This is a genomic window from Streptomyces sp. NPDC104226, assembly GCF_055584085.1.
In genome coordinates, this window is the sequence record NZ_JBVJMS010000005.1 from 37,879 (window position 1) to 61,643 (window position 23,765).

29 protein-coding genes are annotated in these 23,765 nt (G+C 72.2%); 23 read left to right on the plus strand and 6 right to left on the minus strand.

Annotated elements, in window-relative coordinates; translation table 11 throughout:
• Positions 1–43 precede the first annotated feature (43 nt).
• The 13 genes from ACZ60J_RS16540 to ygfZ all read left to right on the plus strand — a co-directional run bounded on the left by ACZ60J_RS16540 (position 44) and on the right by ygfZ (position 10,017).
• Positions 44–298, plus strand: coding sequence for a MoaD/ThiS family protein (locus ACZ60J_RS16540; RefSeq protein ID WP_112449116.1), 255 nt, complete (start codon positions 44–46; stop codon positions 296–298).
• Between the two features lie 10 nt (positions 299–308).
• The gene (locus ACZ60J_RS16545; RefSeq protein ID WP_469682520.1) at positions 309–1,679 is read left to right on the plus strand and encodes a hypothetical protein; all 1,371 of its coding nucleotides are present in this window, start codon (positions 309–311) and stop codon (positions 1,677–1,679) included.
• Positions 1,680–1,830: 151 nt separating this feature from the next.
• Positions 1,831–2,544: an LmeA family phospholipid-binding protein gene (locus tag ACZ60J_RS16550; RefSeq protein WP_469682521.1), complete on the plus strand. Its 714-nt coding sequence runs from the start codon at positions 1,831–1,833 to the stop codon at positions 2,542–2,544.
• 164 nt (positions 2,545–2,708) lie between these two features.
• Positions 2,709–2,792, plus strand: coding sequence for a putative leader peptide (locus tag ACZ60J_RS16555; RefSeq protein ID WP_350206375.1), 84 nt, complete (start codon positions 2,709–2,711; stop codon positions 2,790–2,792).
• 175 nt (positions 2,793–2,967) lie between these two features.
• Entirely contained in the window at positions 2,968–3,813 is an 846-nt protein-coding gene (locus ACZ60J_RS16560) for a sulfurtransferase (protein ID WP_254386601.1), read from the plus strand.
• An 84-nt stretch (positions 3,814–3,897) separates the two neighbouring features.
• On the plus strand, positions 3,898–4,188 hold the full coding sequence (locus tag ACZ60J_RS16565) for a DUF1416 domain-containing protein (RefSeq protein ID WP_469682523.1): 291 nt from the start codon (positions 3,898–3,900) through the stop codon (positions 4,186–4,188).
• 154 nt (positions 4,189–4,342) lie between these two features.
• Positions 4,343–4,606 carry a DUF3099 domain-containing protein gene (locus tag ACZ60J_RS16570; RefSeq protein ID WP_250744599.1) on the plus strand — a complete coding sequence of 88 codons (264 nt, stop codon included), beginning with the start codon at positions 4,343–4,345 and terminating at the stop codon, positions 4,604–4,606.
• Positions 4,607–4,720: 114 nt separating this feature from the next.
• Positions 4,721–5,536, plus strand: a complete 816-nt coding sequence (locus ACZ60J_RS16575; protein ID WP_469682525.1) for a hypothetical protein — start codon at positions 4,721–4,723, stop codon at positions 5,534–5,536.
• Entirely contained in the window at positions 5,533–6,408 is an 876-nt protein-coding gene (locus ACZ60J_RS16580) for a hypothetical protein (protein WP_469682527.1), read from the plus strand. Before ACZ60J_RS16575 ends, ACZ60J_RS16580 begins: the two co-directional genes overlap by 4 nt.
• The gene (locus tag ACZ60J_RS16585) at positions 6,405–7,337 is read left to right on the plus strand and encodes a hypothetical protein (protein WP_469682529.1); all 933 of its coding nucleotides are present in this window, start codon (positions 6,405–6,407) and stop codon (positions 7,335–7,337) included. Before ACZ60J_RS16580 ends, ACZ60J_RS16585 begins: the two co-directional genes overlap by 4 nt.
• 294 nt (positions 7,338–7,631) lie before the next feature.
• A complete protein-coding gene (locus ACZ60J_RS16590) occupies positions 7,632–8,204 on the plus strand; it encodes a heme-binding beta-barrel domain-containing protein (protein WP_469682531.1) in 573 nt (190 codons plus the stop codon).
• A 135-nt stretch (positions 8,205–8,339) separates the two neighbouring features.
• Complete coding sequence (locus ACZ60J_RS16595) at positions 8,340–8,813, plus strand: Fur family transcriptional regulator (RefSeq protein ID WP_469682532.1); 474 nt, start codon at positions 8,340–8,342, stop codon at positions 8,811–8,813.
• A 235-nt stretch (positions 8,814–9,048) separates the two neighbouring features.
• Positions 9,049–10,017, plus strand: a complete 969-nt coding sequence (ygfZ, locus tag ACZ60J_RS16600) for a CAF17-like 4Fe-4S cluster assembly/insertion protein YgfZ (RefSeq protein WP_469682534.1) — start codon at positions 9,049–9,051, stop codon at positions 10,015–10,017.
• An 11-nt stretch (positions 10,018–10,028) separates the two neighbouring features.
• Here the strand turns inward: ygfZ and dtd are convergent, their stop codons facing one another.
• On the minus strand, positions 10,029–10,454 hold the full coding sequence (gene dtd / locus ACZ60J_RS16605; RefSeq protein ID WP_250744592.1) for a D-aminoacyl-tRNA deacylase: 426 nt from the start codon (positions 10,452–10,454) through the stop codon (positions 10,029–10,031).
• A gap of 132 nt (positions 10,455–10,586) precedes the next feature.
• On the opposite strand from dtd, the gene ACZ60J_RS16610 reads away from it, so the two are divergent.
• From ACZ60J_RS16610 to ACZ60J_RS16635, 6 genes are all read left to right on the plus strand, one after another.
• Positions 10,587–11,219 carry an RsiG family protein gene (locus ACZ60J_RS16610; protein WP_469682535.1) on the plus strand — a complete coding sequence of 211 codons (633 nt, stop codon included), beginning with the start codon at positions 10,587–10,589 and terminating at the stop codon, positions 11,217–11,219.
• Between the two features lie 68 nt (positions 11,220–11,287).
• Positions 11,288–12,532, plus strand: a complete 1,245-nt coding sequence (locus ACZ60J_RS16615) for a GNAT family N-acetyltransferase (RefSeq protein WP_469682536.1) — start codon at positions 11,288–11,290, stop codon at positions 12,530–12,532.
• A 52-nt stretch (positions 12,533–12,584) separates the two neighbouring features.
• Positions 12,585–13,337 (plus strand): putative protein N(5)-glutamine methyltransferase, encoded by a 753-nt coding sequence (locus tag ACZ60J_RS16620; protein WP_469683242.1) that lies wholly within the window; start codon positions 12,585–12,587, stop codon positions 13,335–13,337.
• Between the two features lie 101 nt (positions 13,338–13,438).
• Positions 13,439–13,855: a helix-turn-helix domain-containing protein gene (locus ACZ60J_RS16625; protein ID WP_469682537.1), complete on the plus strand. Its 417-nt coding sequence runs from the start codon at positions 13,439–13,441 to the stop codon at positions 13,853–13,855.
• Positions 13,856–13,933: 78 nt separating this feature from the next.
• Positions 13,934–14,488 (plus strand): hypothetical protein, encoded by a 555-nt coding sequence (locus tag ACZ60J_RS16630; RefSeq protein ID WP_469682539.1) that lies wholly within the window; start codon positions 13,934–13,936, stop codon positions 14,486–14,488.
• A 124-nt stretch (positions 14,489–14,612) separates the two neighbouring features.
• On the plus strand, positions 14,613–14,957 hold the full coding sequence (locus tag ACZ60J_RS16635; protein ID WP_469682540.1) for a DUF2516 family protein: 345 nt from the start codon (positions 14,613–14,615) through the stop codon (positions 14,955–14,957).
• 50 nt (positions 14,958–15,007) lie between these two features.
• Here ACZ60J_RS16635 and ACZ60J_RS16640 read toward each other — a convergent pair whose 3' ends face one another.
• From ACZ60J_RS16640 to ACZ60J_RS16650, 3 genes are all read right to left on the minus strand, one after another.
• Entirely contained in the window at positions 15,008–16,252 is a 1,245-nt protein-coding gene (locus ACZ60J_RS16640) for a PP2C family protein-serine/threonine phosphatase (protein ID WP_469682541.1), read from the minus strand.
• A gap of 300 nt (positions 16,253–16,552) precedes the next feature.
• Entirely contained in the window at positions 16,553–17,602 is a 1,050-nt protein-coding gene (locus ACZ60J_RS16645; protein ID WP_469682543.1) for a C40 family peptidase, read from the minus strand.
• Between the two features lie 157 nt (positions 17,603–17,759).
• Complete coding sequence (locus ACZ60J_RS16650) at positions 17,760–18,569, minus strand: class I SAM-dependent methyltransferase (RefSeq protein WP_469682545.1); 810 nt, start codon at positions 18,567–18,569, stop codon at positions 17,760–17,762.
• A gap of 162 nt (positions 18,570–18,731) precedes the next feature.
• Here ACZ60J_RS16650 and mshA point away from each other — a divergent pair, with 162 nt between their 5' ends.
• Positions 18,732–20,120, plus strand: a complete 1,389-nt coding sequence (mshA, locus tag ACZ60J_RS16655; RefSeq protein WP_469682547.1) for a D-inositol-3-phosphate glycosyltransferase — start codon at positions 18,732–18,734, stop codon at positions 20,118–20,120.
• The gene (locus tag ACZ60J_RS16660; RefSeq protein WP_469682549.1) at positions 20,113–20,634 is read left to right on the plus strand and encodes a type III secretion system chaperone family protein; all 522 of its coding nucleotides are present in this window, start codon (positions 20,113–20,115) and stop codon (positions 20,632–20,634) included. The genes mshA and ACZ60J_RS16660 overlap by 8 nt, the downstream gene beginning before the upstream one ends.
• A gap of 10 nt (positions 20,635–20,644) precedes the next feature.
• Here the strand turns inward: ACZ60J_RS16660 and ACZ60J_RS16665 are convergent, their stop codons facing one another.
• Entirely contained in the window at positions 20,645–21,976 is a 1,332-nt protein-coding gene (locus ACZ60J_RS16665) for an MDR family MFS transporter (protein WP_469682551.1), read from the minus strand.
• Between the two features lie 163 nt (positions 21,977–22,139).
• Between ACZ60J_RS16665 and ACZ60J_RS16670 the strand changes: the two genes are divergently transcribed.
• Entirely contained in the window at positions 22,140–22,898 is a 759-nt protein-coding gene (locus ACZ60J_RS16670; RefSeq protein WP_469682553.1) for a phosphoglyceromutase, read from the plus strand.
• 97 nt (positions 22,899–22,995) lie between these two features.
• Positions 22,996–23,469 carry a hypothetical protein gene (locus ACZ60J_RS16675; protein WP_469682554.1) on the plus strand — a complete coding sequence of 158 codons (474 nt, stop codon included), beginning with the start codon at positions 22,996–22,998 and terminating at the stop codon, positions 23,467–23,469.
• Positions 23,470–23,545: 76 nt separating this feature from the next.
• On the opposite strand, the gene ACZ60J_RS16680 is transcribed toward ACZ60J_RS16675, so the two are convergent.
• Positions 23,546–23,698 carry a hypothetical protein gene (locus ACZ60J_RS16680; RefSeq protein ID WP_243339483.1) on the minus strand — a complete coding sequence of 51 codons (153 nt, stop codon included), beginning with the start codon at positions 23,696–23,698 and terminating at the stop codon, positions 23,546–23,548.
• Positions 23,699–23,765: the final 67 nt, after the last annotated feature.

Here is a 23,765-nt window from a genome sequence, read left to right on the forward strand (position 1 = left end):
ATGATGGAGGCCGACGGCAGAGCGCCGACGAGAGGAGCGTGCAGTGGCAACCGGAACCATCCGCTACTGGGCGGCGGCGAAGGCCGCGGCCAAGACGGCGGAGGAGCCGTACTCGGCGCGGACACTGGCCGAGGCGCTCGACGCCGTGCGGGAACGCCACCCCGGGGAGCTGACCCGGGTCCTGCTGCGCTGCTCCTTCCTGGTGAACGAAGAGCCGGTGGGCAAGCGCCCGCACGATTCCGTCGAGCTGACCGAGGGGGGCACCGTCGAGGTGCTCCCGCCGTTCGCGGGCGGGTGAGCGGAGCCCGATGACTACACCGAGCACGCCTGAGGAACAGCAGCAGCAACTGCAACAGCAGCAACAACTGCAGCAACAGCAGCAGCAAGGGCAGCCCGATCCGTACGGGACCCAGACCTGGCAGGCTCCGACGTGGGACACCTCGTACCAGCCGGTCCAGGCCCCGCTGGAGGGCGTGCCGGCGCAGTACCCGGTGGCCCCCGAGGGCTGGTTCCGCGACGAGCCGCAGGCGCAGCACCAGCAGCAGGCGCAGCACCAGCAGCCCCAGGCGTCCGTCTCCGGCCAGGAGTGGGGGCAGCAGCAGGCGTACGCCGACCCGTACGCGGATCCCTACGCGGCGCCGGCCGGCTACCCGCAGGCCGGGCAGCCCGGGACGCAGCAGCAGTGGGGGGAGACGGCGTACCCGCCGCCGGCCCACCCCGACCAGGCCCATCCCGACCCGGCCTACGCCCAGGCGCAGGCCCCGGCCCCCGGCCAGGAGTGGATCGCGGAGCAGGCCCCGTACCTCCCGCAGCAGGCGGCCGAGGTCCCGGGCGGGGCTCCCGCCGCGGACGCGGTGGCCGGCCCGGCCGCCGAGGAGGAGCCCGCCTGGTCGCCGCCCACCCTCGCCGGCAACACGCTGCGCGCCGTGGACCCGGCCCAGGCCCGCGCCGAAGGCCGCTCGCCGATCATCGATCCCGGGCCGCAGTCGGCCATACTGACGGCCGCCCTCGGGCTGGTCCTCGCGGCCGCCGCCGCTCTGGGCGAGTTCGCGCTGCTCGCGCCGCTGATCGCCCTCCAGGGCCTCACCGCGGCGGGCTGGTTCCGGCTCAACGGCATGTGGCCGGCCCGTCAGGGCATCGCCCTGGCCTTCGCCGGGGCGGTCGTCGCCGACGGGGCCGTGCTCGCGGTGGACGAGCCGTACGGCCCCGGCGCGATCGTCGGCACCCTCGGCGCCTGGGTGCTGCTGACGCTGGTGCTCCAGCTGCGCAGCCACGCCGATCCGGACGAGCGGATGTACGGGCTGATGGCCTCGGTGGCCTCGGCCGCGTTGGCCATCGTCTGCGCCGGCTACCTCGCGGCGGATTCCGCCGCGGCGAGCGTGGGGGCCGCCGCCGTGGCGGTGGCCGTCTTCGCCCGCGCGCTCCCGCTGCCCACCGCGCCCTCGGTCGGCGTCTCGCTGGCCGCCGCGGCCGGTGCGGGCATCGCGGTCGGCGGGCTGACGTCCGTCGGCGCGGGCGGTGCGCTGATCGGCCTGGCGGCCGGTGTGTGCGCGCTGATCGGGCTGCGCGTGGCGGCGTACGACTACCCGTCGAAGTTCGTCCACATGACGGCCGGTGTCGCGCTGCCGCTGGCCGCGGCGGCACCGGCGGTCTACCTGATCGGCCGGGTGGTGGGCTGAGGCCGCGGCCTCCCCTCCGGTCCTTCCCTGACGCCCTTCCGGACGCCCGCCCCGCTCGCCCGGGGCGGGCGTCGTCGCATCAGCTCACAGCGCCCTCACGGCCGGACATGGTCCACTGGGCCGACGTACCAATCGTCTGGGGGGTGGGCACGTGCGTGTCCTGCGTGTCGTGGTGATCATCGGAGTGGTCCTCGGTGGCGTGTTCGTCGGGGTGGACCGCTGGGCGGCCGGCTATGCCGAGGACCGGATGGCGGAGCGGATCCAGTCCCGGCAGGGCCTGTCGGGGGTGGAGGTGGGCATCCAGGGGTTCCCCTTCCTGACCCAGGCGCTCTCCCGCGACCTCGACCAGGTGGACCTGAAGGTGGCCACCGCCAATGTCGAGACCGCCGACGGCCGTACGACGCACCTGTCCCGGCTGCGGGTGGCCTTCCGGGGGGTGGAGCTGAACGGGGACTACGACGGCGGCACCGCCCGGTCCGCCAAGGGCTCGGCCCTGGTCTCGTACGCCGACCTGACGGCGGCCGCCCAGCCCGGGGTGAAGGTCGCCTACGGCGGTGCGCCGGGCAAGCTGAAGGTCACCGCGAGCGTGGAGTTCCTCGGCAGGACGCTGAGCCGCAGCGTGATCTCGACGGTTTCGCTGGTCGACGCCGACGGCGGGAAGGGCGGGAAGATGCTCCGGGTCCGCGCCGACGAGGTGCCGGGTGAGGGCCTGCCCGGGATCGAGGCCGTGGTGCGCAAGAAGACCGACTTCGACCGGCGGATCGACGGCGGTCTGCCGTCGGGGGTCCAGCTGACCGCGCTGACCTCGGACGAGGCGGGTCTGGAGCTCACGCTGGGCGGTACGAATCTGGCGCTGGCCGGATAGTGAGACGCGAGGGTCCGATCCGCAGATGGGACGGCTCTCCGGGGCCCCGGGCGCCCCGCACCGGAAGATCGTCGAGGATTCCTATCCCACGATACGGACGATCCCGTCTCGGAATATGACACGGCGGTGACAGGGCAGCCGATTCGTCCCTACGATCCATGGCTATGAAGCATCAGCAGGCGGACCTCACGAAGCGACGGGCAGTAGACCTGTGTCGCGTCGCCGCCATGCTCTGTCGATCCATGTGACGTGTGAGCGCATCCCGCTCCATAGCCGGACGACGGCCTTCCGCTTTTCCGTGTGACCACCTCTGCCCCCGCCCTCCTGAAGCCTCCCCGCAACAGGACGCGTGAGCGCACCCGGACGCACGCACTCCGCACCACCAGCACCACCCCGCCGCACACTGCCCCGGAGGAGAACATCATGAGCCGCAGCGACGTCCTCGTAGACGCCGACTGGGTCGAGGCCCACCTGAACGACGCGAACGTCGTCATCGTCGAGGTGGACGAGGACACGTCCGCGTACGACAAGAACCACATCACCAACGCCGTCCGGATCGACTGGAAGAGCGACCTCCAGGACCCGGTCCGCCGCGACTTCGTGGACCAGGAGGGCTTCGAGAAGCTCCTCTCCGCCAAGGGCATCTCCAACGACGACACCGTCGTCCTCTACGGCGGCAACAACAACTGGTTCGCGTCCTACGCCTACTGGTACTTCAAGCTCTACGGCCACCAGGACGTCCGCCTGCTCGACGGCGGCCGCAAGAAGTGGGAGCTCGACTCCCGCGACCTGGTCGACGGCACCGAGGTTCCGAACCGCCCGGCCACCGAGTACAAGGCCAAGGCCCAGGACACCTCGATCCGCGCCTTCCGTGACGACGCGGTCGCCGCGATCGGCACCAAGAACCTGGTCGACGTCCGCTCGCCCGACGAGTTCTCCGGCAAGCTGCTCGCGCCGGCGCACCTCCCGCAGGAGCAGTCGCAGCGTCCGGGTCACATCCCGAGCGCCCGCAACATCCCGTGGTCGAAGAACGCCAACGACGACGGCACCTTCAAGTCCGACGAGGAGCTCACCGCCCTCTACCAGGCCGAGCAGGTCGACCTGGCGAAGGACACCATCGCCTACTGCCGCATCGGTGAGCGCTCCGCGCTCACCTGGTTCGTGCTGCACGAGCTCCTGGGCCAGGAGAACGTCAAGAACTACGACGGTTCGTGGACCGAGTACGGCTCGCTGGTCGGCGTGCCGATCGAGCTCGGCCCGAACAAGTAGTTCCGGGTACCCAGCGTTCTCGGCACCCAGCATTCCGGGCATGCGACGCCCGTAGTCATACCTCTCTAGGACAGGACAGAGAACATGTGTGGAGCAAAGATCGGCGGGCCCGACCTCTCGACGCTGAAGCCCGGTGAGACGGCCATCCAGGGCCAGGTCACCAAGGACGGCGAGCCCATCAGCGGCTACGTCCGCCTGCTGGACTCGACCGGTGAGTTCACCGCCGAGGTCCCGACCTCGGCCACCGGCCAGTTCCGCTTCTACGCGGCCGAGGGCTCCTGGACGCTGCGCGCGCTCGTGCCCGGCGGCCAGGCGGACCGCGCCGTGGTCGTCGTCGAGTCCGGCGGCGTCACGGACGTGGCGATCGCGGTCTGAGCACCGCACCTGTGTGACCGTATGACCGGCCGAAGGGCCGTATGACCGGCCGAAGGGCCGCACCCCCGGGGGTTGGACGCCATCGGATCGGGGTGCGGCCCTTCGTGTCGTTCCGGGCCTCCCGGGGAGCGCGGGGCCGCTCTACCCTGGAGTCATGTACGCCCGGCGCCGTCGCGCCTACTTCCTGCTCATGGGCGGATGCCTGTTCCTCTTCGTCTCCGCCTGGTCCTTCGTGCGCCTGTGGTCCGTCGAGGCCGCCGTGGCGCTGTGCGTGGTCGCCATGGTCATCCCCCCGGTCGCCGCGATGGTCGCGAACCGCCGCGGGCCCGACGACCGCTGGTGGGACGACCCCTCGGGCGACGCGAAGTCCGACGAGTGGTGGGACGAACTGGACGGAAAGCGGCGTCACGAGGACTGAAAACGGCCGAGATAAAAATGTAATAAGGATGACCACAACATCTCCCCCCGGCAGAGTGTCTTGTGTGTACGCGGGCAATCGATCCGCGACTCCAGTCCTGTGGGGGGACTTCCATTGGAACATGAACAGACCATCCCTGAGCAGCGGAAAGAGGGGGAGAGCAGCCCGGAACCGGGCACTCCGGACGCGGTTGCGGACGCAACTGCGGCCACCCCCCGCCGCCGCCGCGGCCGCACGCTCCTCCTGATCACCGGCGCCGCCGTCCTCGGCGTCCTGGCGGGCACCGTCACCGGCTACGCGATCCAGTACGACCGCGAACCGACCCCGCTGGCCCCGCTGGCGCAGCAGGTGATCGAGGCCCCGAAGCCGGCCGCGCCGGACGACTCGACGACGCTGCGGTCCATCAACGCCAACCGCTGGGTCAAGACCGACGACGACCTGACGAAGCTGCTGATGGACGTCCCCGGGAACGGCAAGGACACGGGCTCGGGCCCGGAGTCCCCGGACGAGTTCGCCGCGGACTGGTACGAGAGCCCCGGCCGCGGTCTCAGCTACCAGACCCGCCATGACGTACGCCGCATCGCGGTCCGGAAGTGGTCCGAGAACGACCGCGAGTTCTTCGAGGTCCGCCTGCTCCAGTACCGCGACCGGTCGGGAGCGGACGCGTACCAGCACGACCACAGCTACATGAGCGACGACGACTACGCGGGCAACGCGGGCAAGGACTTCCCCGGCATCCCCGCGCAGTTCGGCCACATGTGGATCGACTCGAAGGCCAGCGAGAAGCCCGGCTACTACCCGGTGCGCCACGGGCGGGTCATCGCCCGGCGCGGCGACATCGTCATGGAGATCAAGTACGTGAACAACCGCGGTGACATCGACGAGAAGCACCTCGTCGACGTCGCGAAGCGTCAGTGGGAGCGGCTGTGAGCGAGGAGCGGAACGGAGCACAGCAGGTGACCGACGAGCAGCGGCCCGACGTCGCCGCGGCCTCCGAGCCGGCGCCGGTGCCGACTCCCGAACCGGCCCCCGAGCCGGCGCCGGTCGCCCGGCCCGCGCGCAGGCCCCGCGGCAGGACGGTCGCGCTGATCGCGGGCGGGCTGGGCGTCGCCCTCCTCGCGGGCGGCGGCTTCTGGGCGTCGGAGCGCATGGACCAGGCGGACCGGAGCGCGCCGACGCGCTACTGGGTGCCGGACGGACCCCGGCCCACCGGCCAGACCTCGCCCGCCCCCGTCGTGCCGACCAACGAACTGACGGCCCGGCTCCTCCCGATGTCCACCGGGTACGAGCTCGGACCCGACATCGACCTGGAGGGCAACGACTTCTACATCTCCGGCGAGCGGGCGCTGACGACGTTCAAGGAAGCGCGCAGCGGGCTCTCCGGCGACGCGCGCGCCGCACGGGACAAGGCTCTGGACGACCTGAAGCTCAAGGGGATGGCGGGGCGCAGCTACCTCAAGTCCCGTGAGGGCTGGGTCGCCGAGGTCCACCTCACGCAGGCCGACCCGAAGGCCCTCGCCGCGTTCTCGGAGACCGTCAAGAAGCTCCTGGACCTGATCCCGGGCGACGGCGAGGCGCCCAAGGTGGACGGGTTCCCGGACGCCAAGTGCATCCAGGACGTGCTCGGCCGGAAGGGGCTCAAGGACGACGAGAAGATCGGCACGGTCGACTGCCTGGCCGTCGAGGGCGACGTACTGGTGAGCTTCCGGATGTACGGCGCCAGGCCGTTCGCCGCGAAGGACGCCACCCACCTGTTCAAGAACCAGCTGAAGCACCTGAAGTCCCCCGGGGAGTCCGTGTGAGCGAGCAGACCAGCACCGGACCCGCGCCGGCGACCCCCGAGGACACCGTGCCCGCGCAGGACGCCGTGCCCGCGCAGGCCGCAGCCGACGTGGCTCCGGCCGTCGGTGCCCCCGCCGATCCCTTCGCGGCGCCCCCGGAGCCCGTGCCCGCCGGGCCCAAGGACCGCCGCAAGCTGTTCGCCGCGCTCCGCTGGACCGCCGCCGTCCTCGTCTTCGCCACCGTCGGCTCGGCGGTCGCGTACGGGATCACCCGGCCCGAGCGCACCGACATCCCGGGCCTGTCCACGCAGCCCGACGGCCGGCTCGTCTACCCGGAGCTCACCCGCCCGGCCCTCCCGGCGGGCGCGCCCCTGCCCAGGGCCTCGGACAACCCGCTCGGGACGCACTACGCGTCGCTCGGGAGCCTGCTCCTGCCCGCCCCGCGGACGTCCGTGCCCGAGGCGGGGTTCAAGGCGGACAAGGACGGTGTGGTCGCCGTCGACGCCTTCCTGGAGGAGTACCTCGCCGAGGACCGGGCCAAGCTGAAGGAGGGCCTGGAACACGAGGGCCTGCGCCAGATCATCGGCCGCGCGTGGACGACCCCGGACGGCACGCGCACGCACGTCTACCTGATGCGCTTCCACTCCGACGGCTTCGCGGACGTCTTCCAGGGCTGCACCCTGAACACGAGGCTGAACGGCGCCGTGTCGCTGGGGCTCGACGACGACTGGCGCAAGGCCCGCAACGCGCAGGGCGGCGGATCCGACTACGCCGAGTCCGGCGACATCAGCCTGTACAAGGAGCCCGCGCCCGCGGGGGACGAGCAGAGCAGGCTCGCCTGCATCCGGGCGGGTGACATCCAGGGCGTGATCGTCCAGAGCCGCAAGGGCGAGTCGCCGACCGTCCCCTTCCACCAGGCGGTCGTCCTGCAGAACCAGCTGCTCCGCTAGCCGGGGGCACCGTCGTACGGCCTACCTCACACGGTGCCCCGGTCCCCAGGCCAGTAGGCTTGGGGACCGGCCCCGTAACGCCACCCTGAAACCATTGAGAACACCGAGGAGCACCCCGTGCTTGAGGCAGTCTTCACCTCCCTGCTGGTCCTGGTCTGCGTCGGCGTCCTCGCCTTCTCCGTACTGGCCGTGAAGAAGCTCTACCAGGGCCAGCGCTGATCCCCACGGATCTGCCGCCGACCGCCCCGGATACCGGAACCCCTCCCACAGATCGCCTGAGCTGAGCAGCCACCCATGATCCAGATCCCGTCCGACCTGAACCCGGGCCTCGTCCCCCTCGCCTTCCTCCTCGGCAACTGGGAAGGCGCAGGCGTCTTCGACTTCCCCGGTGAGGAGAAGTGCAACTTCGGCCAGGAAGTCGTCTTCAGCCACGACGGCCGGGACTTCCTGGAGTACACCTCCCACTCCTGGGTGCTCGACGCCGAGGGCAACAAGGTCCGGCCGCTGGAGTCCGAGTCGGGCTACTGGCGCATCGACAAGGACCGCAACGTCGAGATCGTCATGGTCCGCGACCAGGGCGTCGTCGAGGTCTGGTACGGCCAGCTCGCCGACAAGAAGCCGCAGATCGACATCGTCACGGACGCGGTCGCCCGCACGGCGGCCTCCGGCCCGTACAGCGGTGGCAAGCGGCTCTACGGCTACGTGAAGAGCGACCTGATGTGGGTCGGCGAGAAGTCCACCCCCGAGGTGGAGCTGCGCCCGTACATGTCGGCCCAGCTCAAGAAGGTCGTCACCCCCGAGGAGGTCGCCGAGATGGCGCGCAACCTCCCGGACATGCCGGACGACGGCATCGCCTTCTTCCGCTGAGCCGCGAGCCGGTCCGTACGACCGGCGGCAAGCGTGCGCAGGAGCCCCCGGCCGCCGGGGGCTCCCGCACGTGCGGCGCCTTCCGGGGCGGCCTCCCCGCTCCCCGCGCGACGGTCCGAGGCCTACACTGGCCGGGTGGTGACCACCGACAGCACCGAGCACGCCGAGCACGCCGCCGCCTCCGGTGGCGGCGACTGGAAGAGCGACCTGCGCCAGCGCGGATACCGCCTGACCCCGCAGCGCCAGCTCGTGCTGGAAGCCGTGGACGCCCTGGAGCACGCGACCCCGGACGAGATCCTCGCCGAGGTGCGCAAGACGGCCTCCGGGGTCAACATCTCCACGGTCTACCGCACGCTGGAGCTCCTGGAGGAGCTGAAGCTGGTCTCGCACGCCCACCTCGGGCACGGGGCCCCCACGTACCACCTCGCCGACCGGCACCACCACATCCACCTGGTCTGCCGGGACTGCACCGAGGTCATCGAGGCGGACGTGGACATCGCCGCCGAGTTCACCTCCAAGCTCCGCGCCACCTTCGGCTTCGAGACCGACATGAAGCACTTCGCGATCTTCGGCCGCTGCACGAACTGCGCCGCCAAGCAGCAGCACTAGGCCGTCTCTTTCGGATCTTGTCGGCCGAGTCCGCGGTGTCTGGTGCCGTGGCTGGGCGTGCTGCCGGGGCGCTTGCGTACTGGGTGTACGTGGTCGTCTCGGCAGTGCGGCCAGGCGCGGTGCCAGGCGCCGCGGGCCCGGCAAGATCCGGAAGGGACGGCCTAGGCCGGGCACCGCGCGGGCACCAGCCGGGCGTGCCCTAGGAGTGCCCGGGGCGGGGTCGTAGGCTGGTGGCATGACCAGCAGCCCCTTGCTCCATCTCCCCGGCGCCGTACAGGCCGAAGGCCGCGACGAGGGCGTCGCCGCCCACTACGGAGAGCTGTACGGAGAACAGCGCGCACTCGCCGACGGCCGAGGCTTCGTGGACCTCTCCCACCGCGGGGTCGTCACCGTCACCGGCCCGGACCGGCTGAGCTGGCTGCACCTGCTGATCACTCAGCACGTCACCGCGCTCCCGGCCGGCGAGGCCACCGAGGCGCTGATCCTCTCCGCGAACGGCCACATCGAGCACGCGCTCTACCTCGTGGACGACGGCGAGACGACGTGGATGCACGTCGAGCCCGGCACCCAGGAGGCGCTGATCGCCTACCTGGAGTCGATGATCTTCTTCTACCGGGTGGAAGTCGCCGACCGGACCGCCGAGTTCGCCGTCGTGCACCTGCCGGCCGGCTCCATCGCCGAGGTCCCCAAGGAACTCGCCGTACGGGAGACCCCGTACGGCCGCGACGTGTTCCTGGCGCGCGACGGCCTGGAGGCCTTCGCCGCCTCCCACGGCCCGGCCGCCGGGCTCCTCGCGTACGAGGCCCTGCGCGTCGAGGCGCACCGGCCGCGGCTCGGCCTGGAGACCGACCACCGCACCATCCCGCACGAGCTCGGCTGGATCGGCACCGCCGTGCACCTGCAGAAGGGCTGCTACCGCGGCCAGGAGACGGTGGCCCGCGTCCACAACCTGGGGAAGCCGCCGCGCCGCCTGGTCTTCCTGCACCTGGACGGCTCCGAGGTGCTGCTCCCCGCGCACGGTGCGCCCGTACGCCTGGCCGCGGACGGGGAGGAGGGCCGCCAGCTCGGCTTCGTGACCACCTCGGTCCGCCACCACGAGCTGGGCCCGATCGCGCTCGCGCTGGTCAAGCGCAACGTCCCGGTCGACGCCCCGCTGCTGGTGGGTACGACGGCCGCCGCGCAGGAGGTCGTCGTAGCGCCGTAGCGCCGCAGCGCCTAGATGTCGATGACGATGGTGAACGGGCCGTGGTTGGTCAGCGAGACCCGCATGTCCGCGCCGAACCGGCCCGTCTCCACCGTCGCGCCCAGCGCCCGCAGCTGCGCCACGACCTCGTCCACGAGCGGCTCGGCGAAGGCGCCGCCGGCGGCCGCGTTCCAGGTGGGGCGGCGGCCCTTGCGGGCGTCTCCGTAGAGGGTGAACTGCGAGATCACCAGCAGCGGCGCGTTCACGTCGCTGCAGGACTTCTCGGCCTCCAGGATCCGCACCGACCAGAGCTTGCGCGCCAGCAACTCCGCCTTCTCCGGGGTGTCGTCGTGCGTCACCCCCACCAGGACGCACAGTCCCTCGCCGACGATCTCCCCGACGGTCTCGCCGGCCACCACGACGCTCGCGCCGTCCACCCTCTGCACCACTGCTCGCATACCACCTGTGTACCAGGCGTGCACCCGTCCGGGGCCGATCGGGTGGAGTGCGACTGCGTCGGCAGGGTGCGGAGTGGCACGATGCACGCAGGCGGTGCCCCCAGCACCGGTCGAGGGGACGGACACGAACGCATGAATACTTCTGGTACCTCCGCACCTGCACCTGCTTCCACACCCGTCGGGCCCGTGGGGCCCGGGGCGGCCGTCGCCCCCGCGGGCTCCGTGGCGTCCGCCGAGACCTCGGCGCCGCGTCCGCCCGCGCAGCGGACCGGGACCGCGGACACCCCGGCGCCGACGACCACCGCGCTCGGCCTGCCGGAGCTGCGCACGCTGCGCCGCGACGCGCAGCGCGACGAGGCCGACCTGAGCTACGTCCGGCGCCTGCTCCAGGGCCGCATCGACATCCTGCGGGCCGAGCTCGCCCGGCGTACGGATCCCGAGGCGCCGGTGGTGGACCGGCTGTCGGAGATCCTCGCGGACGCCCCCTCCAGCCGCAGCGCCTCCGCGCGGCACGTCACGCTCGGCACCCCGCACGGGGAGGAGTACCGGCTGCTGGCCGCCGAGATGCTCTCCGACGTGGAGCTGTCGGACCTGGGGGCGCGCACGGACGAGGAACTCCACGAGGGCATGGGCCGGTTGGTGCGCTACGAGCAGCAGGTCTCGCGGCGCCGCCAGCAGCTCCAGCGCACGGCCGACGACTGCAGCGCGGAGATCACCCGGCGCTACCGGGAGGGCGAAGCGCAGGTGGACGACCTGCTGGCCTGAGCGGGCGTGGGCGGGCGCGGGGAAATGCGGGCGACGGGGGCGGGCCGGTCCGATTAGCGTGGGTCGTTATGAGCGCTGACGTCCGGCCGATCGCCGCATCCGAACTTCCCGTGTGGCTGCGTGCGCAGCAGACCGGTTTCCTGAACGCGGCGCACCCCACCGCGGAGGACCACGCCCTGCTGGCCGGGTTCGTCGACTGCGCCCGGACCCAGGGCGCTTTCGACGCGGACACCGGCCGGTGCGTGGCGACCTTCCGCTCCTTCCCGCAGGAACTGACCGTGCCCGGCGGGGCGTTCGTACCGTCGAGCGCCGTCACGAACGTGACCGTGGCGCCCACGCACCGCAGGCAGGGTCTGCTGACCCGGATGATGGCGGCCGAGCTGGCCGCCGCCCACGCGCGCGGCGACGTGGTGTCGACGCTGATCGCCGCCGAGTACCCGATCTACGGGCGGTACGGGTACGGGCCGGCCACCTCCGTCTCGGAATGGGAGATCGACGTACCGCGCACCGGACTCGACCCGCGCGCCGCGGTCCCCGGTGACGGCGGGCGGATCGACCTCGTGGACGAGGCCGAGGTACGGGAGCTGGGCCCGGCCCTGCACGAGCGGCTGCGGGCGGCCACGCCCGGTGCGGTGAGCCGCGACGCCCGCTGGTGGCGGGTGACCACGGGTGCGGAAACGATGTCCCACAACACGTACACCCCGTCCTTCCACGCGGTGTACCGCACGGCGCAGGGCGAGGTGGCCGGCCTGGTCCGGTACACCGCAGACGACCACTGGACCGATGCCAAGGTTCCGCAGAACACCGTGCAGGTAAGGCAGTTGCTCGCCGTCAGCCCGGAGGCGGAGCGCGCGCTGTGGAGGTTCCTGTGCTCCATCGACTGGGTGGTCAAGGTCCGCACCGGCTACCGCGCCCCCGACGACCTCGTCGCCCGGCTGCTGCCCGACCCGCGGGCCGCCCGGACGGTGACCTCGGCGGACTGGCTGTGGGTGCGGCTGCTGGACGTCGTACGGGCCCTCGGTGCGCGGACCTACGCCGTGCCCGGGGTGCTCGTCCTGGAGGTCGTCGACACGTCCGGCCCGGCGGGCGGGCGTTACCGGCTGGACGCGGGCGCGGGGGACTGCGTACGCACGGAGGAGCCGGCCGATCTGCGGCTGGACGCGGGCACGCTCGGGGCGCTGTACCTGGGCGACGAGTCGGCGGTGCGGCTCGCGGCGCTCGGCGCGATCACGGAGGAGCGCCCCGGGGCGCTCGCGCTCGCGGACGCGGTGTTCCGCACGGCACGCCGGCCGTGGTGCCCGGACATCTTCTGAGCGGCCGGCCCGGGAACACGAGGACTGAGGACTGAGGTAGGTAGTGGCGACACTGGTGGAGGCCCTGCGTGCGGCCGGCTGCGTCTTCGCGGAGGAGGAGGCGGAGCTGCTGACCGCCGCCGCCGAGGACCCGGGGCACCTCGAGGGGCTGGTGGCCCGGCGGGTGGCGGGCGAACCGCTGGAGCACGTCGTCGGCTGGGCGGAGTTCTGCGGACTGCGCATGGCCGTCGGCGAGGGGGCCTTCGTGCCGCGCCGGCGCAGTGAGTTCCTCGCGCAGGAGGCGGTGGCGGCGGCCCGGCCCGGCGCGGTGGTCGTGGACCTGTGCTGCGGGGTCGGCGCGCTGGGCGCGGCCGTGGCCGCGCAGGTGCCGGGGGCCGAGCTGCACGCGGCGGACATCGACCCGGCCGCGCTCGCCTACGCCCGGCGCAACCTGGCCCCGTACGGCGGCCGGGTCTGGGAGGGTGACCTCTACGCGGCCCTGCCCTCCGAGCTGCGGGGCCGGGTGGACGTGCTGGTGGTCAACGCCCCGTACGTCCCGACCGGGGAGATCGGCCTGCTGCCGCCGGAGGCCCGCGACCACGAGCCGCCCGTCTCCCTGGACGGCGGGGCCGACGGCCTGGACGTCCACCGCCGGGTCGCCGCGGGCGCCCCGCCCTGGCTCGCACCCGGCGGCACCCTGCTGATCGAAACGAGCGCCCGCCAGTCCCCGCTCACGGCCTCGGCCCTGACGGCGGCGGGCCTGTCCGTCCGCGCGGCGACCTCGGAGGAGTACCACGCAACGGTGATCACCGCGACGGCCCCGTAGCCGGACTCGATGGAGCACCGGCGGATGCTGCGCTCGCGGGGATGGGAGCTATTGCAAGCAGGCTGCTTGCAATAGTTAGCAGGGTGCGGCAGGATCGGGGCATGGCATCGCTCAACGTCGGGAATCTCGGCGAGTACCTGCGCGAGCAACGGCGGCAGGCGCAGCTTTCGCTGCGGCAGCTGGCCGATGCGGCGGGGGTGTCGAATCCGTACCTCAGTCAGATCGAGCGCGGGCTGCGCAAGCCGAGCGCGGACATCCTGCAGCAGCTCGCCAAGGCGCTGCGGATCTCCGCCGAGACGCTGTACGTGCAGGCCGGAATCCTGGACGAGCGGGACCGGGACGCCGTGGAGACGAGGGCCGCGATCCTCGCCGATCCGACCATCAGCGAGCAGCAGAAGCAGGTGCTGCTCCAGATCTACGCCTCCTTCCGCAAGGAGAACGCAGCCGAGGCGGAGGCGGGCGCGGGGGCGGACGCTGCCGACGGCCGTGGTGGCGATGCCGGGACGAGCACGTACTGAGCACGTATTGAGCACGTACTGAGTACGCATCGAGTACGAAGAGCACGCACTGAGACTGTGATCCGGGAGGACCACCACATGGCCATCGCCGATGACCTGAAGAAGACCCTCACCGACCCGACCCCCCTCTACTTCGCAGCCGGCACCGCCGACCTCGCCGTTCAGCAGGCCAAGAAGGTGCCCGGGCTGATCGAGCAGCTGCGCGCCGAGGCCCCCGCGCGCATCGAGGCCGTGAAGAACACCGACCCGAAGGCCGTGCAGGAGAAGGCCAAGGGGAAGGCCAAGGAGGCGCAGGAGGCGGTCACCGCCACGGTCGCCGAGGTGCTCGGCGCGATCGACGCGAAGAAGATCGGCGAGACCGCCCAGGACCTGGCGCTGCGCGGGGTCGGCGTGGCCGCCGAGTACGCGGTCAAGGCCAAGGAGGCCTACGACAAGGTCGCCGAGCACGGTGAGCAGACCGTACGGGCGTGGCGCGGCGAGGTCTCCGAGGAGATCGTCGACATCGCCGTCGTCGTGGAGCCGGAGGCCGCCGAGCCGGTGGCGGAGCCCGCCGCCGAGCCCGCGCCGAAGAAGGCCCCCGCGCGCAAGGCCGCGGCCAGGAAGGCCGCTTCCGAGCCGGCCGACGAGAGCTGATTTCCACGTGACGGACCGGGTACCCGCGGGGCGTCCGGTCCGTTGTGGTTTGGGAAAGGGGCTCTGCCGGTAGCGTGGAGGCAGGCGGCATCCGGCGAGCGAGGCGTGAGAAGGCGGTCAGGCGATGTTGATGAACGGGTTCAATGAGGGTGTGCTCCCGTTGCTCGGGTACGCCATGCTCGCGCTCGCCGTGGTGGCCTTCGTGCTGGCGGCGACCGCGCGCGAGGACGCGTACCGGGCGGCCGGCAAGCAGACCAAGACCTTCTGGCTGGTCATCCTCGGCATCACCGTGGTCGTGGACTTCTTCCTCGGGATGCTCTTCCTGCAGATCGCCGGGCTGGTCGCCAGCATCGTGTTCTTCGTCGACGTGCGCCCCGCGCTCAAGCAGGTCTCGGGCGGCGGCGGTGGCGGCCGGCGCGGTGGCAGCAGCAGCGACGGGCCGTACGGGCCCTACAACGGCGGACGGTAGGGCGCAGGCCCCGTCCCGCCGGGCCGTGGGCGGGCCGCGGTCCGGGCCCGTCAGCCTTCGGCGCGGGAGAGGAGGACGACGGCGACGTCGTCCGTGAGCTCTCCGCCGTTGAGGCGGCGGGCTTCGGTCACGGAGGCTTCGAGCAGGCTTTCGCCGCTCAGTCCGCCCTCCAGGTGGCGGTTGATCATCTCGACCATGCCGTCCTGCCCGAGCCGCTCCTTGCCCTGCCCGATCCTTCCCTCGATCAGGCCGTCGGTGTAGAGCATCAGGCTCCACGTGCCGCCCAGCTCCACCTGGCGGCGCGGCCAGCGGGCCCGGGGCAGCAGGCCGAGCGCCGGGCCGCTGTTCTCGTACGGGAGCAGCCGCGCGGGGCGGCCCGGCCGGGAGATCAGCGGTGCCGGATGGCCCGCCAGGCACAGGCCCGCGCGCCGGCCGTCCGGGGCTATGTCCACCGTGCACAGCGTCGCGAAGATCTCCTCGCAGGGGCGCTCGACTTCGAGGACCTCCTGGAGGGTGGCGAGCAGGTCGTCTCCGCACAGGCCGGCCAGGGTCAGCGCCCGCCAGGCGATGCGCAGCTCGACGCCGAGGGCGGCCTCGTCGGGGCCGTGGCCGCAGACGTCGCCGATCATCGCGTGGACGGTGCCGTCGGGGGTGCGGACGGTGTCGTAGAAGTCCCCGCCGAGGAGTGCGCGGCTGCGGCCGGGGCGGTAGCGGGCGGCGAAGCGGAGGTCGGAACCCTCCAGGAGCGGGTGCGGGAGCAGTCCGCGTTCCAGCCGGGCGTTCTCCTGGGCCCGCAGTTTCGATTCTGCAAGCTTGTACTGGGCGATGTCCGCCCGTTTTCTCTCCACCGCGTAGCGGATGGCGCGGCTCAGCAGCCGCCCGTCGAGCTCGTCGCGGAACAGGAAGTCCTGGGCCCCCACGCGTACGGCCTCCGCGGCGCGCTCCGCGTCGTCCTCGGAGGTGAGCACGAGCACGGCGTGCCGCGGGGCGATGCGGAGCACCTGGCGCAGCGCGCCGAAGGGGTCGGCGGTGTCCCCGGAGCCGGCGCCGGGGCCGTGCGGGAGCGCGAGGTCGAGCAGGACGCAGTTCACGTCCGGGGTGAGCAGCCGGGCCGCCTCGGTGAGGTTGCGGGCGCTGCGCAGCCGTATGCGGTGGCCGTCGGCGTCGAGGATCTCGGGGACGGTGAGGCCGCCGGCGGGGTCGTCCTCGATCACCAGCAGGGTGAGCGATGACATGGCGCCCGGGCCGCTCTCGGTGCCCGGGATGTCCCTCTGCCGCGGTACGGGTACGGGCATCGTCTCCGGTTCCTTCCCGCCCCCTCGGGGGTTCGCTCGTCCGGCGACCCTAGCCGCGGGACGAGGGAAGCGGAATGGCAGGTCCGGCGCGGGGCTCTGGCATATGCCGTTATCGGGTGGGAAAGTCCGTGTCGACGAATGACCAACGTCACGGCGTAGGGCGACGGCGTCCCGCCCACCGAGACGTCCGCCGCCGAGGGCGGACCGCCCCGGAGGGCGTGGGCGGTCACGATGAGTGAGCCGCCGCCACGCCTCCGGCTGCTGCGCCTGGCTGCTCCGTCCCGCTGCTGCGTCCGGCTGCTACGCGTCCGGCCGGACCACGGCCTTGATCGGCATGGAGCCGGCACCCGCCATGGTGACGTTGCGGCCGGGGCGGGGGGCGTGGACCATCGCGCCGTCCCCGACGTACATCCCGACGTGGCTCGCGTCGTCGAAGTAGATGATCAGGTCGCCGGGCCGCATGTCCTTGACCGCGACCTTGGGCAGCCGCAGCTGCTCCTGCGAGGTGCGCGGGATCCGCTTGCCCGCCGCGAGCCATGCCTGCGAGGTCAGACCGGAGCAGTCGAACGAACCGGGTCCCTCGGCGCCCCACACGTACGGCTTGCCTATCTGGGCGGCGGCGAACTGCACGGCCCGCTTGCCCGCGTCGGTGGCCGCGGCGCCCGTGGAGCCGGTCATCCCGCCGTTGATCAGCCAGTCGGACTGCGCCTTGCGCGCTGCTTCCGCTTCGAGCTCCAGCAGTCGGGCCTTCTGCTCGGCCTCCAGCTTGCTCTCGAGCTCCTCCGCCGCCTTGATCTTCTCCTCGACCTGCTTCTTCGCGGCCTCCTGCTTGACCCGGTTGGCCTCCAGGGTCTCCCAGTGCGCGCTCGCGTCCCGCGCGTACTGCTGCAAGTCGGTCTGCGTGCGGTTCAGTTCGGAGAGCAGGTCCGAGGTGGCCTTCTCGCCCTGGCGCAGCCGGTCGTTGCCGTCCAGGAACTGCGTCGGGTCGTTGCTCAGGGCCAGTTGCGCGCCGGGCGGCATGCCGCCCGAGCGGTACTGGGCGCGGGCGGCGGCGCCCGCGCGGCCCTTCAGCGCGGTGATGCGGTCCTGGCCCGCGAGGACCAGGTTGGCGATCTCCACGATCTTGTCGGACTGCGTCCTGGTCTCGCTCTCGGCGAGGTTGAAGGCGTCCGTGGCCGCGCCGGCTTCGCGGTAGAGGCCCTCTATGTCCTTGCGGACCTGCTCGAGGGTCTTGCCCTGCTGGGGCTCCGGCGCCGCGAACGCGGTGCCGGCCAGTGCGCCCGGCGCGGACAGCAGCGCCATCGCGCAGAGCAGAGTGAGGGCGATCGAACCCCGTCGTCGTTTCCTCATGGTCCCCCCAGACACCGGATTGACTAATCGTCAGTAACTTGTGATTCCTTCGGGATGGTGCCACGAGTCGGTGAATTCCAACACCCTTGTGGATATCCATCCGATGCGTCCCGATCGCCCCAGTGGCCTCTTCGGCCCCAGGGCTCCCGTCACTCCATCAACCCGAAGGCCTCAACGCGTCCCACCGCACCGTGAGTTCCCCCTGACGCCACCGCACCGGCCCGTCCGCCAGCGGCCAGTCGCCCGCCAGCGCCCGCGCCGTCCGGATCCAGCGCTGCCGTGCGCCGTAGGAGGCGTACGGAGCCGCCGCCGCCCACGCCCGGTCGAAGTCGCGCAGGAACGCGTGCACCGGCTCGCCCGGCACGTTGCGGTGGATCAGCGCCTTCGGCAGCCGCTCCGCCAGGTCGGAGGGGCGCTCCAGGGATCCCAGCCGGGTCGCGAAGGTCACCGTGCGCGCCCCTTCGGGCCCGAGCGCGACCCACACGTGCCGCCGCCCGATCTCGTCGCAGGTCCCCTCCACCAGCAGCCCGTCGGGAGCCAGCCGGGAACACAGCCGTTCCCACACCGCCTCGACCTGCTCCTCCTCGTACTGGCGCAGTACGTTCGCGGCCCGGATCAGCGCCGGCCGCACCCCGCCGTCCAGCGGCACCTCGAAGCCGCCGTGCCGGAAGCTCAGGCCCTCCCGCTCGTACGGCTTCGCGCCCGCCACCCGGGCCGGCTCGATCTCGATGCCGACCACCCGCACCCGCGGGGCCGCCTCCCGCAGCCGGGCCAGCAGCTCCACTGCGGTCCAGGGCGCCGCCCCGTAGCCCAGGTCCACCGCGACCGGGTCGTCCGCGCGCCGCAGCGCAGCCCCGTGCGTCGCCGCGATCCAGCGGTCCATGCGGCGCAGGCGGTTCGGGTTCGTCGTCCCGCGGGTCACCGTGCCGACGGGGCGACGAGGGGGAGGGGTGGAGCGGGAGGCCATGTGCAGAGAGTAAGCGGAGGGCTCCCGCGCGATAAAAATCCGGCCCCGGGGCAGGAAAACCGCCGGTCCCGGAATGCGGGGGACGGCCATCCGGGTTGCACTCCTAGAAGAGCGCGACAGCGCTCTCCGTGTCATGCCGTCCGAGCGAGAGGAACTGCTCCCTTGAGCCAGTACGTGTCCCGCATCGGCGGCAGCATCGGCGGCCGGTTCGCCGCGGCCCGCTCCGGCACCCGCCACGAGCCGCCCCGGCTGCGGCTGCCCGCGGCCGTCGGCGGTCACCGCAAGCCGCGCCGGGTCGCCATGCTCAGCGTGCACACCTCACCGCTGCACCAGCCCGGCACCGGCGACGCCGGCGGGATGAACGTCTACATCGTCGAGCTGGCCCGGCGCCTCGCGGCGATCAACATCGAGGTCGAGATCTTCACCCGGGCCACCACCGGCGGCCTGCCGCCCGTGGTCGAGCTCGCGCCCGGAGTCCTCGTACGTCACGTGGACGCGGGCCCGTACGAGGGCCTCGCCAAGGAGGAGCTGCCGGCCCAGCTGTGCGCCTTCACCCACGGCGTCATGCAGGCCTGGGCCCGCCACCGCCCCGGCTACTACGACCTGGTCCACTCCCACTACTGGCTCTCCGGCCACGTCGGCTGGCTCGCCGCCGAGCGCTGGGGCGTCCCGCTCGTGCACGCGATGCACACCATGGCCAAGGTCAAGAACGCGGCGCTCGCCGAGGGCGACACCCCCGAGCCCGCCGCCCGCGTCATCGGCGAGACGCAGATCGTCGACGCCGCCGACCGGCTCATCGCCAACACCGCCGAGGAGGCCGACGAGCTCGTCCGCCACTACGCGGCCGACCCCGGCAAGGTGGCCGTCGTCCACCCCGGCGTGAACCTCGACCGCTTCACCGTCGCCGACGGCCGCGCCGCCGCCCGGGCCCGCCTCGGGCTGCCGCAGGACGCCGTCATCCCGCTCTTCGCGGGCCGCATCCAGCCGCTCAAGGCCCCCGACATCCTGCTGCGGGCCGTGGCGGAGCTGGTGGACCGCGAACCGCGGCTGCGCACCCGGCTGTTCGTACCCGTCGTCGGCGGGCCGAGCGGCAGCGGGCTCGCGAAGCCGGAGGGTCTGCAGAAGCTCGCGGCCCGGCTCGGCATCGCCGACCTCGTGCACTTCCACCCGCCGGTGGCTCAGGACGCGCTCGCGGACTGGTTCCGGGCAGCGTCCGTGCTGGTCATGCCCTCGTACAACGAGTCCTTCGGGCTGGTCGCCATAGAGGCGCAGGCCACCGGCACCCCGGTGCTGGCCGCGGCCGTCGGCGGGCTGCCCGTGGCCGTCAACGACGGGGTGACGGGCATCCTCGTACCCGGCCACGATCCGGTGGACTACGCCCGTGAGCTACGCCGCTTCGTGGACGAGCCGGGGCTGTCGGACCGGATGGGCGCGGCGGCCGCGCGGCACGCGCAGTTCTTCGGCTGGGACACCGCCGCGAGCGGTACGGCGGACGTGTACACGGGGGCGATGCACGATCACCGCCGTCACGTACGCTCCCACCATGGCTGACGCTGACATCCGCAGGATCATCGAAGCGACGCTGACCGGCGCGGAACTGAGCTGGGAGAGCCCGTCACCGGGCTCGTACGTGGTCCAGCTCCCCGGCACCCGCAAGCTGAGCACCACCTGCTCGCTCAAGGCCGGAAAGCACTCCCTGTCGGTCAACGCCTTCGTGATCCGCCACCCGGACGAGAACGAGGCCGGCGTCCACCGGTGGCTGCTGGAGCGCAACCTCAAGCTCTACGGCATGGCCTACGCGGTCGACGCGCTCGGCGACGTCTACCTGACGGCCCGCCTCCCCCTGTCGGTGATCACCCCCGACGACCTCGACCGGCTGCTCGGCACGGTCCTGGAGGCGGCCGACGGGGCCTTCAACACCCTGCTGGAGCTGGGTTTCGCGAGCGCGATCCGGCGCGAGTACGAGTGGCGGGTCTCGCGGGGCGAGTCCACGCGCAACCTGGACGCCTTCAAGAACCTGACGCAGCCGTCGGGCGCGGCGGCGCGGCCGGCGCAGCCGGAGTAGGCCGGGCGGGTCAGGCGGCCGGAGCCACCGGATCCGTGGCCTTCGCCGGAGCGGCGACCTCCACGACCGGCTGCGCGGCCGGTTCCACGCCCGGCTGCGCGGCCGGTTCCACGCCCGGCTCCACCGGGCCCGCTGCGTCCTGCGGAAGCCCCCTCATCAGCAGCCAGTAGCCCGCCGCGGCCATGGTTCCGAGGACCGCCGTCGCGCCCCACAGCCAGCCGGCTCCGAAGTGCTCGATCGCGAAGCCCGCCATCAGCGGCGCGATCAGCGAGGCCACCGCCCACGACATCGTGTACATGCCCTGGTAGCGGCCGCGTCCGTGCAGCGGGGAGAGCCGCGCGACCAGGCCCATCTGGGTCGGCGAGTTGACGATCTCGGCGAGCGTCCACACGCAGACGGTCAGCGCCAGGCTCCACACCGAGCCGCCGAAGGCCGTCAGCCCGAACCCGTACCCGGCCAGCAGCGCCGAGATGACCAGCAGCTTCTGCGGATCGCGGTGCTCGATGAACCGGGTGACCGGGATCTGCAGCAGCACGATCAGCACGCCGTTCACGGCGGCGACCAGCCCGTAGTCCGTCGTGGAGAACCCGGCCGCGCCCATCGCGAGCGGCAGCCCGAACGAGCCCTGCATGAAGATCAGGGAGATCAGGAACGACAGCCCGACCACGCCCATGAACCGCCCGTCCCGCAGCACCGTCCCGAGGCCGACCTCCGGCTCGGCGGCCGCCTGCTCCGCCGCCGTCTTCTCCGGCCGGGACTCCGGCAGCTTGAGGTAGACCAGCACCGCGCAGACCAGCGTCAGGGCCGCCTCGCCGAGGAACCCGGCCAGGTAGCTGTACTCCGCGACGAAGCCCGCCACGACCGAGCTGATGGCGAAGCCGAGGTTGATGGCCCAGTAGTTCAGCGCGAAGGCACGCACCCGGTCCTCCGGGCGGACGATGTCGGCCATCATCGCCTGCACCGCCGGCCGCGAGGCGTTGGAGGTCATGCCGACCAGCAGCGCCACCGCGGCGATCGCCGCCGGATGCTCCATGAACCCGAGCAGCGCCACCGAGAACGCGGTCGACGCCTGCGCCGCCATCAGCGTGGGCCGCCGGCCCAGCCGGTCCGTGAGCACGCCGGCGACCAGCGAGGACACCACACCGCCGAGCCCGTGGAGAGCCACCACAAGTCCCACGAAGGAGGCCGAATAGCCCCGCTCCAGGGTCAGGTACAAAGTCATGAATGTGGCGACGAAGGCCCCGAGCCTGTTGACGAGCGTGCTCGTCCAGAGCCACCAGAACTCCCGGGGCAGACCCGCGACGCTCTCGCGCGCGGCCCGCCTCATACCGGCAACGGACATGCGGAATCCCCCCGAGATGTAAGTGTCCCTCTGCTCCTGCGGACCCTACGGACCACGGCCCCGCGGAGCCACTGGATTGACGGCCGGCGTCAATCGGGGGACCGTCCCGCATGCCGTACACACCGCGCGCGGACGGGCGGGTGCGTCCATTAGGCTCGTACGCATGGCCGACGCACCGTACAAGCTGATCCTCCTCCGCCACGGCGAGAGCGAATGGAACGCGAAGAACCTGTTCACCGGCTGGGTGGACGTCAATCTCAACGAGAAGGGCGAGAAGGAGGCAGTCCGCGGTGGCGAACTCCTGAAGGACGCCGGACTTCTCCCCGACGTGGTTCACACCTCCCTCCAGAAGCGTGCGATCCGCACCTCCCAGCTCGCGCTGGAGGCCGCCGACCGCCACTGGATCCCGGTCCACCGCTCCTGGCGCCTCAACGAGCGCCACTACGGCGCCCTCCAGGGCAAGGACAAGGCCCAGACCCTCGCCGAGTTCGGCGAGGAGCAGTTCATGCTGTGGCGCCGCTCGTACGACACCCCGCCGCCGGCGCTCGAGGACGGTACGGAGTTCTCGCAGTCCGAGGACCCGCGCTACGCGTCGATCCCGCCGGAGCTGCGCCCGCGCACGGAGTGCCTGAAGGACGTCGTCGTCCGCATGCTCCCGTACTGGTACGACTCGATCGTCCCCGACCTCCTTGACGGCCGCACCGTCCTGATCGCCGCGCACGGCAACTCCCTGCGCGCGCTGGTCAAGCACCTCGACGGCATCTCCGACGAGGACATCGCGGGCCTGAACATCCCGACCGGCATCCCGCTCTCCTACGAGCTGGACGCCGACTTCAAGCCCCTCAACCCGGGCGGCACCTACCTCGACCCGGACGCCGCCGCGGCCGCCATCGAGGCCGTCAAGAACCAGGGCAAGAAGTAACCTCCCCGCACGAACGGCCCCTCGCCCGCGGTGTTTCCGCGGGCGGGGGGCCTTCGCGGTCTTGTGGGGGCGCGGGCGGGCGTGGTCGGCTGGTGGGGTGGAAGCGATCATCGCCAGTGCGATAGCCGTGCTCGGGACGCTGCTCGGGTCGGGGGTGACCTTCGCCTTCCAGCAGCGGGTGGCGGCTCGGGGGCAGGACTTCACCCGGTCGGAGAGGCTGCGCCAGGAGCGGCTGGATGCCTACACCTCGTACGCGGGAGCGCTGGTCAACCTGCGGCGCACCCTCGTCCACCTGTGGCACTGCCTGCACTCGGAGGACTACGAGCAGAACCGCGAGGACCCGGCCCAGGTGACGGCGCGGTCCCACGAGCTCCGCTCCAGTGCCCAGGAGGCGCTGTTCCGGCTGCAGATGCTCAGCGCCGACGATGCCCTGAGCGCGCAGGCCTGGGCGCTGTTCGAGGACGTAGGGCGCCTGCACAAGGCCACGGGCCGCGAGGATTTCGACGCCCGCCGCCATCGCACCCGTGAGGGCATCGCCGCCCTGATCGGCACCGCCAAACGCCACCTCTGAGCCCCGACGCGCGAAGGGCCCCGGCCGACGGGTGTCGGACGGGGCCCTTCGCTTGCGGGTGACCGGGCGGGTGGCCTCAGCCGCCGCACTGGCACGGGGCGCCGGACTGGCAGCCGCAGCCGCAGCCCGAGCCGCAGCCGCAGGCCGCGAGCAGGGGCAAGCGCAGGCGCAGGCCCTCCGGGGGCTGCGCTTCCTGCTCCGGGGTGATGGGGACGGGGGAATCGGGCATGGATCCTCCTCGTAGGCGTTGTGCCTTCGCCCTCATTCATGCCCAGCCGGGCCCCCGCGTCAACGGC

What these genes read in the sequence shown, in the direction of transcription:
- ACZ60J_RS16555 (WP_350206375.1), top strand. Translation starts at nt 2,709, where the DNA reads ATGAAGCATCAGCAGGCGGACCTCACGAAGCGACGGGCAGTAGACCTG.
- ACZ60J_RS16565 (WP_469682523.1), top strand. Translation starts at nt 3,898, where the DNA reads ATGTGTGGAGCAAAGATCGGCGGGCCCGACCTCTCGACGCTGAAGCCC.
- ACZ60J_RS16570 (WP_250744599.1), top strand. Translation starts at nt 4,343, where the DNA reads ATGTACGCCCGGCGCCGTCGCGCCTACTTCCTGCTCATGGGCGGATGC.
- dtd (WP_250744592.1), bottom strand. Translation starts at nt 10,454, where the DNA reads ATGCGAGCAGTGGTGCAGAGGGTGGACGGCGCGAGCGTCGTGGTGGCC.
- ACZ60J_RS16610 (WP_469682535.1), top strand. Translation starts at nt 10,587, where the DNA reads ATGAATACTTCTGGTACCTCCGCACCTGCACCTGCTTCCACACCCGTC.
- ACZ60J_RS16645 (WP_469682543.1), bottom strand. Translation starts at nt 17,602, where the DNA reads ATGAGGAAACGACGACGGGGTTCGATCGCCCTCACTCTGCTCTGCGCG.
- ACZ60J_RS16650 (WP_469682545.1), bottom strand. Translation starts at nt 18,569, where the DNA reads ATGGCCTCCCGCTCCACCCCTCCCCCTCGTCGCCCCGTCGGCACGGTG.
- ACZ60J_RS16625 (WP_469682537.1), top strand. Translation starts at nt 13,439, where the DNA reads ATGGCATCGCTCAACGTCGGGAATCTCGGCGAGTACCTGCGCGAGCAA.
- ACZ60J_RS16680 (WP_243339483.1), bottom strand. Translation starts at nt 23,698, where the DNA reads ATGCCCGATTCCCCCGTCCCCATCACCCCGGAGCAGGAAGCGCAGCCC.
- ygfZ (WP_469682534.1), top strand. Translation starts at nt 9,049, where the DNA reads ATGACCAGCAGCCCCTTGCTCCATCTCCCCGGCGCCGTACAGGCCGAA.
- ACZ60J_RS16590 (WP_469682531.1), top strand. Translation starts at nt 7,632, where the DNA reads ATGATCCAGATCCCGTCCGACCTGAACCCGGGCCTCGTCCCCCTCGCC.
- ACZ60J_RS16635 (WP_469682540.1), top strand. Translation starts at nt 14,613, where the DNA reads ATGTTGATGAACGGGTTCAATGAGGGTGTGCTCCCGTTGCTCGGGTAC.
- ACZ60J_RS16670 (WP_469682553.1), top strand. Translation starts at nt 22,140, where the DNA reads ATGGCCGACGCACCGTACAAGCTGATCCTCCTCCGCCACGGCGAGAGC.
- ACZ60J_RS16660 (WP_469682549.1), top strand. Translation starts at nt 20,113, where the DNA reads ATGGCTGACGCTGACATCCGCAGGATCATCGAAGCGACGCTGACCGGC.
- ACZ60J_RS16560 (WP_254386601.1), top strand. Translation starts at nt 2,968, where the DNA reads ATGAGCCGCAGCGACGTCCTCGTAGACGCCGACTGGGTCGAGGCCCAC.
- ACZ60J_RS16665 (WP_469682551.1), bottom strand. Translation starts at nt 21,976, where the DNA reads ATGTCCGTTGCCGGTATGAGGCGGGCCGCGCGCGAGAGCGTCGCGGGT.
- ACZ60J_RS16545 (WP_469682520.1), top strand. Translation starts at nt 309, where the DNA reads ATGACTACACCGAGCACGCCTGAGGAACAGCAGCAGCAACTGCAACAG.
- ACZ60J_RS16615 (WP_469682536.1), top strand. Translation starts at nt 11,288, where the DNA reads ATGAGCGCTGACGTCCGGCCGATCGCCGCATCCGAACTTCCCGTGTGG.
- ACZ60J_RS16630 (WP_469682539.1), top strand. Translation starts at nt 13,934, where the DNA reads ATGGCCATCGCCGATGACCTGAAGAAGACCCTCACCGACCCGACCCCC.
- ACZ60J_RS16640 (WP_469682541.1), bottom strand. Translation starts at nt 16,252, where the DNA reads ATGCCCGTACCCGTACCGCGGCAGAGGGACATCCCGGGCACCGAGAGC.